General features: G+C 35.8%; 4 protein-coding genes. 3 read left to right on the top strand and 1 reads right to left on the bottom strand.

Annotation, left to right across the window (positions count from 1 at the left end):
- Nucleotides 1-1,261 (top strand): UvrD-helicase domain-containing protein (locus tag T432_RS0104380; RefSeq protein WP_028884331.1); only part of this gene is annotated, 1,261 nt, incomplete at its 5' end.
- Here the strand turns inward: T432_RS0104380 and T432_RS0104375 are convergent.
- Complete coding sequence (locus T432_RS0104375) at nucleotides 1,254-2,033, bottom strand: ferredoxin--NADP reductase (protein WP_028884330.1); 780 nt, start codon at nucleotides 2,031-2,033, stop codon at nucleotides 1,254-1,256. The genes T432_RS0104380 and T432_RS0104375 overlap by 8 nt on opposite strands.
- Before the next feature lie 75 nt (nucleotides 2,034-2,108).
- On the opposite strand from T432_RS0104375, the gene T432_RS0104370 reads away from it, so the two are divergent.
- Nucleotides 2,109-3,794: a DUF945 family protein gene (locus T432_RS0104370; RefSeq protein WP_028884329.1), complete on the top strand. Its 1,686-nt coding sequence runs from the start codon at nucleotides 2,109-2,111 to the stop codon at nucleotides 3,792-3,794.
- Nucleotides 3,795-3,796: 2 nt separating this feature from the next.
- Nucleotides 3,797-6,271, top strand: coding sequence for a DNA topoisomerase III (locus T432_RS0104365; protein WP_028884328.1), 2,475 nt, complete (start codon nucleotides 3,797-3,799; stop codon nucleotides 6,269-6,271).
- The last annotated feature ends 3 nt before the right edge of the window (nucleotides 6,272-6,274 follow it).

Below are 6,274 nucleotides of genomic sequence, written 5' to 3'. Positions count from 1 at the left end.
TCCAAAACAATATGAACTAATAAAACTTCTTGCAGATAAAACACATAAGTTAGTTGCTGTTGGAGATCGATTTCAAAATATATTTGAATGGAGAGGCACGAATACAGATTTATTATTCGATAGTTTTTTAATGGACTTCGATTCCGATAGAGCCTATTTAAATCATAGTTATAGATACGGACAGACCCTATCTAATTTAGTTTCCGATGTTATTACACGGCCTATAGTGTCTATGGAAGAGCATCAAACTGAAATTGAAAGATTCGATCCTAAACAACATGCCAAAGAAGATTATGTAGTGATTTCAAAGGACCATGTACAAAATAGCTTAGCCCAATTCTATTTATACACTCATACAAAAAGAAAACTAAACAAGCCGCTATTTTACTCAAGCTCAGTAGCAATGGTTTCGCTTTTATTTATACTGCGATACCCATTTAATATTCCGAATCGGCATTTTTTAGAGAAATTAATAACTAGTTACTTTCTTACTCTAATTAATTTGCCATTTTGTCATTTAAGTGAAGATAAAAAAGAAGAGATATACAAAAGCATTGCCTCCAAAGATATACCTTTTGCCAGTGTATTAAATCTCTTACAGTCTCATGTTAATTGTTATTTTTATGACTCTAATGTTTATGATCAACGGTTTATCGAGGGGTTTGTTAAGCTTTTTGATGAGGATTTATTGGAACTCACCACATATGAGGTTATGTGTAAGTTCGAAAATAACACTCAATTTTATCGACTAGCCTCTAACCCATTGCTAGGAAATCAAATAGGTTGGGCTTCATGGCAGGGCTTAAAAGAGGATGCGTTAGCAAAAGGATATTTATTTCGGGACTGGCTTTTACAATTAGAGCAAATGAAAAAAAGGTACTCACCTAAAGTTGGTTTGCAATTTTTAACTGTATCAGAAGCAAAAGGAAGAGAGTTTGACCAAATTTTGGTTTTTGGCGTAAATGAGCAATGTAATAAATTTAAGGGTGAATCTTCATCGTTGAGTAGGAATCAGTTTTACATTGCTACAACAAGGGTAAAAAAACAGCTTTATTTTATTGACTGTTCTGATGACTACATTTTCGATAAGAATCGTTATTTACAATTACATGAATCAAAGAATTTTTTATTTTCTAATGAGGGTTTAAACGAAGGCGAAAAAAATCCTGAAGCCCTAGAGGAATTTAGGGCTATTAAAGATAAATTAAAAGAAAGTAGTACGGATAAGGATAGAAATCCAATCGCACATTTAATTAAGTAGCAACAAACGCTCTCTCAATAACAAAGTGCCCTGGTTTCGTAGTAGTTCCTTCTATAAAGTTGCGCTCTTCACACATTCTTTTAAGATCAGCAAGCATCGCTTGAGAACCACATATCATTACCCTATCTGTTTCAGGATTTAAGGGAGGTACACCTAAATCTTTAAATAATTTTTCATTCTCTATCAATGTAGTTAAGCGGCCAGTATTTCTAAATTCCTCTCGAGTTACGGTCGGATAATATTTAAGTTTCTCTCTGACCATTTCACCCAAAAATTCATGTTCAAGCAAATCTTTTGTGAATAAATCGTAGTAAGCAAGCTCTTTAACCTCACGCACCCCATGACACAAAATAACTTCATCAAAGCGTTCATATGTTTCAGGATCACGCGTGATGCTTAAAAATGGAGCCAAACCAGTGCCAGTTGAGAGCAGATAGAGTCTTTTAGCGGGAAGTAGATAATCTAATAAAAGTGTCCCAGTTGGTTTACGGCCTAGGATAACTGTGTCTCCAGGCTGAACATGTTGCAATTTTGAAGTAAGGGGACCATCTGGAACTTTAATACTTAGGAATTCTAGAGTTTCCTCCCAATTTGGGCTTGCTATACTGTAGGCTCTAAGAAGCGGTTTACCGTCAATTTTAAGGCCAATCATAATAAATTGACCACTTTTAAACCTAAAAGATGGGTCTCTAGTAGTGGTGAAACTAAACAATCTATCGGTCCAGTGATGAACTGAAAGAACTTTACCTTCCATGAAGGCGGAAGATGACATAATTATCCTCTCATAAATCTAACATATAATTATGCTATTTTATAATGAAGTCGCACTTCATGTTAGGAAACAAATATGAACACTAAGTTTCAGGATCAAGGCCACGCCCCTAGCCCTAAAAGATCAAGTAGCAGTGGATGGATTAAATTTTTAGTTATTCTTTTGATACTAATAGTTATAGGCTTATATCCTGTAGCTAGTTATCTTCAAGGACAAAAATCAGTTAAGACTATTGATGAGCAATTGGAGTATTTTAATAATCAACTTTCATCTCTAGGAGTTAAAGATTTTAAATTTATTAGGACCAATAAAGGAGATGGAATAAAAATCTTCTCCTCTGATTATGTTATTGCAGCTCTAAAGGGTGGTGAGAATTATCCTATATTTGATTTACATGCTGAACATGGTCCATTGCCATTTAGTGAATTAAAACAGGGTCATTTTTCGCCTATTAAAACTAAACAAGTTTTAACGCTTTCTAAAAACTCTAAGTTCTACTCAGATTTATCAACAGCTTTTCCTAAAAAAGATAAAGAGCCACTTAAAATTGAGTATATTCATGATTACAACGACTACATAAATGGCGAATTAAAAATAGAAGAGATTTTCGTTAACGTAAACGAAAAAGGCAAGATTAAGTTTTCTCCGATTACCGTTAAATACGAATCGGATGCTGATATGCACAATGTAAATTCGGTTTATTCTCAAAATAATGTGCTTGTTGATGTAGTCGATAAGAATGAGAGAGTTTATTTTGAGATGCATGAGCTAAAGGGGACAGCTAAGTTTCAACAAACTGAGCCGAATAATTGGGCATTCGAACATGTTACTAATATTGGAAAACAGAAAAATATTATTAACGATGTAGATATTGATATAGGAAAAGGCGATGGGAAATTAGTCGTTACTCGTGACCCTTTAAATACTAGGCTAGTTTCAAATCAATTGATTTCGTCCGTATCTATCTATGGTCGCCCTTTTGGATCCTATAGTACTGAAATTGATATAGATAATCTTCATACTACATCCTTAAAGCAACTTGGGTCTTTATTTGCTACTTTATTTAATGAAATGCTTGAATATGATGCTAAAAATCCTAAAGCATCACCTAAAGCTTTCAATGAACATTTTGAAAGACTTCTAACTAAAAAACATTTCCCTGAGTTTATGGCCATATCTTTAGGTTTAATCAATAACTCTCCTAAGATTAACTATTCAATTAATTTTGAAAATTCTACGGGAAGTATGAAAGTGGGCTATGGTATAGATGCTGTGCCACCTTCAGGTAAATTAGATATGAAGGACCCTGTAAACTTAATACTCCTTCTTAAACAAGCGTATTTGAAAGCTGATTTTCAAGGATATTGGCTAGAAAACACTCTTAAAGAGGCCGCTGAAGTTTGGGCGATGAAAAACAATAAACCTGGAGCATCTGAAGCTCATAAACAAGAGATAAAAGATATTGTGCACAGTTTACAAAGAGATTGGGTTGATAGTGGTATTATGTCAGGGACAGCCGACAAAGCAAGCATTAGTGTCTTTTTAAACCCAAATCAAAAAGATATTACAAAATCGCAAATTAATTTCAATGGGGATGCGATGTCGATACCTGCATTTATAAAAACATTTAAAGAATACGGAAGTAAATTTCAATTCTTGGTTGCTAAATCAAACTACTCTAAGAGATTGGAATCTATTTTTAAATCTTATGGGGAAATGAAAGCACCTAACACAGGGAAGTCTTTTAAATTACTTAAATAAATATGAGTAAAACTCTAATAATTGCTGAGAAGCCATCGGTCGCTACCGATTTATCAAAAGCACTAGGCTCCTTTAAAAAGGAGTCTGGTTATTATGAAAACGACCAATATGTAATATCCTCTAGTGTAGGTCACCTATTGACTCTACATAACCCAGATGATGCCGTACGCGGAAAATGGTCATTTGCTAATCTACCAGCTATTCCTAAAAGGAATTTCGAAATCGAGCCCATTGATAAGAAATCGAAAGAAAGACTTACCTTACTCACTAAATTAATTAAGCGTTCTGATATCGAAAGTATTATTAATGCGTGCGATGCGGGTCGTGAAGGTGAGCTTATTTTCCGCTACATTATTCAATACTCTAAAACTAAAAAACCTATCAAAAGGCTTTGGCTTCAGTCCATGACTAAGCAGGCCATTCAAGAGGCTTTCAGCAATTTGCGCTCTGACCAGAGTATGAAACCACTTGAAGATTCAGCACGTTCTAGGGCAGAAGCAGATTGGCTTATTGGGATTAATGGAACACGTGCTATGACCGCTTTCAACAGCAAGGGAGGCGGTTTTCACAAAACTCCCATAGGTAGAGTTCAGACTCCTACACTAGCTATTGTTTATGATAGGGATCAAAAAATACGAGAGTATGAGCCCAAGGATTATTGGGAAGTTATAGGCACTTTTGTTGCTAGTGCTGGGGTTTATGAAGGAAAATGGTTTGACCCAAACTTTAAGAAAAATCCTAAAGATCCAGACGCACGCGAAAGTAGAATATGGGATGCAAACACAGCTAAGACCATAGTCTTGGCTTGCAAAGGAAAAGAAGGAACTGTTAGTGAGGAGATTAAAGAATTATCTCAGAACTCACCAATTTTATTTGATTTAACGGCTCTTCAACGCGAGGCAAATTCAAAGTTTGGTTTCTCAGCAAAAACAACTCTTGCAGTGGCTCAGGCACTTTATGAGAAACATAAATTAATTACTTATCCTCGTACCGACTCAAGATACTTACCTGAAGATTATCTATCTACAGTGAAGGATAATCTAAAGTCTATTACTTCGATGACTTCTTCACTTCATAAGGATCACCGAGAATTTGCTGAAAAAATATTAAAGAACGGTTGGGTTAAACCTAATAAGAGAATTTTTAACAATAGTAAAGTTTCAGATCACTTTGCTATTATTCCAACCACGAGTAATAGTGGATCTCTCAGTGAAGCAGAGGCTAAAGTATATGGCTTGATATGTAAGCGATTTATGGCTGTGTTTTTTCCACCAGCAATCTATAACGTCACAACTCGTATTACTGATGTTTTTAGCTATAAATTTAAAACAGAAGGAAAAATTCTTGTTTCTCCTGGATGGCTTGAGATATACGGTCGAGAGGAGATCGACGAGACATTGCCACAAATTAAGCCTAATGAAACTGTACTAACTGAAACTATTGAAAGCGTTCAAAATAAGACTAAACCGCCAGCTCATTTTAATGAAGCGACATTGCTTTCAGCTATGGAGGGTGCAGGAAAACTTATTGATTCGGACGAATTGCGTGAAGCCATGTCTGAGAGGGGCCTTGGTACTCCAGCTACACGAGCTAGTATTATTGAGGGGCTTATTACAGAGCAATATTTGCGTCGTGAGGGAAAAGATTTAATTACGACCACTAAAACTAAACAGCTTATGACACTCTTGCATGGGCTTTCAATAAATGAGCTCACATCACCCGAACTCACTGGCGAATGGGAATATAAATTGCGTCAGATAGAAGATGGAAATCTGGATCGTCAAAGTTTCATGCAGGAGATTGCAAAAAACACGCAAGTTATCGTTAAAAGAGCTAAAGAATACGAGCATGATACAGTCCCAGGGGATTATGCAACTCTTATGACACCATGCCCTGTATGTGGAGGTGTGATTAAAGAGAACTACCGTAGGTATGCTTGTACAAACTGCGATTTTTCTATAACTAAAAACCCAGGTTCAAGGCCATTTGAAACTTCGGAAGTTGAAGAATTTTTATCTAACAGAACTATTGGGCCTCTGTCTGGGTTTATCAGTAAGTTGGGACGACCATTTTCAGCCATTCTTAAACTCACAGACGATAATAAGCTTGAATTTGATTTCGGAAATGACGATTCTGAAGAGGGTGAAGAAATAGATTTGCAGGCCCTCACGCCTATAGGCAAGTGTCCTAAATGCTCATCCGATGTGTATGATACGGGCTTGAGCTATGCATGCGAAAATCAAATCAAGGATAAATCCTGCGACTTTAAATCAGGGAAAGTTATTCTTCAGCAGGAGATTCCCGTTGAGCAGATGCAAAAACTGCTTGTTGAGGGGCGTACTGATTTGATGGACAAATTCATTTCCAACAGAACTAAAAGAGCTTTTAAAGCCTACCTTGTATTAGAAAAAAATGGTAAGGTTGGATTTGAGTTTGAAAAGAAAACAAAAGCGACTAATAAGACTAGCAAAAAATAATCC

Origin of the sequence: Taylorella asinigenitalis ATCC 700933 (genome assembly GCF_000687755.1) — a bacterium.
Taxonomy (GTDB): Bacteria; Pseudomonadota; Gammaproteobacteria; order Burkholderiales; family Burkholderiaceae_B; genus Taylorella; species Taylorella asinigenitalis.
Note: the sequence above shows the minus strand (reverse complement) of the source record. Positions and strands in the feature narration are given on the sequence as shown.

What these genes read in the sequence shown, in the direction of transcription:
- T432_RS0104375 (WP_028884330.1), bottom strand. Translation starts at nt 2,033, where the DNA reads ATGTCATCTTCCGCCTTCATGGAAGGTAAAGTTCTTTCAGTTCATCAC.
- T432_RS0104365 (WP_028884328.1), top strand. Translation starts at nt 3,797, where the DNA reads ATGAGTAAAACTCTAATAATTGCTGAGAAGCCATCGGTCGCTACCGAT.
- T432_RS0104370 (WP_028884329.1), top strand. Translation starts at nt 2,109, where the DNA reads ATGAACACTAAGTTTCAGGATCAAGGCCACGCCCCTAGCCCTAAAAGA.